Genomic DNA, 955 nt, shown 5'->3' on the forward strand with positions numbered 1-955 from the left:
CCCGCCGCATGCGACGATCCTGGCCGTCGGCGCGGGCGAGGAGCGGGCGGTGGTGAAGAAGGGCGAGATCAAGATAGCCACGGTGATGTCAGTGACGCTTTCGACCGACCACCGCGCGGTCGACGGCGCGCTCGGCGCCGAACTGCTCGGCGCCTTCAAGCGCATGATCGAAAACCCGATGGGCATGCTGGTGTAAGAAGGGAAAGGCGGTGCGGAAATTCTTCACCAGCCTTTTTGCCTTCTTCCTCTCCAGCTCGGCCGGCACGCTGGTGGCGCAGCAGCTGGCCGTCCTGACCGGCGCGGAAGAGGAATACACACTGGTTTTCGCGGCGACTGCCCTGATCATTGTCGTCGTGACGATCCTCTTCTTCGCCGTGCAGTTCTTCGCCGACCCGGTTCGTGCCGTCGACCGGACATTGTGGTGGCTACTGGTGTTTTTCGGTCTCGCGCTGCTGGCGCTGGTGGGATGGACCTTTTCAGTGCCGGCCGAGAATCGGGCGACCGCGAGCGACCTTTCGATAATCGCCGGGATGATCCTTCCCGGTGTCGCGACGATCATCATGCATTGGCTGTTCGTGCGCTGGCGGCTCAAGCGCTCGGCGGCAGGGTTCGGCAGGGATGGGGCAAGCGCATGAAGACAATTCTCTGCTATGGCGATTCGCTGACCTGGGGTTATGACGCCGCCAGCCTCGGCCGCCATGCGCTGGAAGACCGCTGGCCGAGCGTGCTCAAGGCAACGCTCGGTGACGGCGTCGAGGTTATCGCCGAAGGCCTGAACGGCCGCACCACCGCTTTCGACGATCATCTCGCCGGCGCCGACCGCAACGGCGCGAAAGTGCTGCCGACGATCCTGATGAGTCACGCGCCGCTCGACCTGATCGTCATCATGCTCGGCGCCAACGACATGAAGCCGTGGATCCACGGCAATCCGGTCGCCGCCAAGCAGGGCATGCAG

At 64.2% G+C, this 955-nt stretch carries 3 protein-coding genes; all 3 read left to right on the plus strand.

Translation table 11 applies throughout. The annotated features are described in order from the left end of the window. Window positions 1-196 (plus strand): 2-oxo acid dehydrogenase subunit E2 (locus EN781_RS33240; RefSeq protein WP_189347984.1); only part of this gene is annotated, 196 nt, incomplete at its 5' end. Between the two features lie 13 nt (window positions 197-209). Then, window positions 210-635 (plus strand): hypothetical protein, encoded by a 426-nt coding sequence (locus EN781_RS33245; protein WP_126054624.1) that lies wholly within the window; start codon window positions 210-212, stop codon window positions 633-635. Then, window positions 632-955: GDSL-type esterase/lipase family protein (locus tag EN781_RS33250; RefSeq protein WP_245492720.1), on the plus strand; the 324-nt coding region annotated here is incomplete at its 3' end. The genes EN781_RS33245 and EN781_RS33250, both read left to right, overlap by 4 nt.

Source organism: Mesorhizobium sp. M4A.F.Ca.ET.090.04.2.1 (assembly GCF_003999085.1).
Classification (GTDB): Bacteria; Pseudomonadota; Alphaproteobacteria; order Rhizobiales; family Rhizobiaceae; genus Mesorhizobium.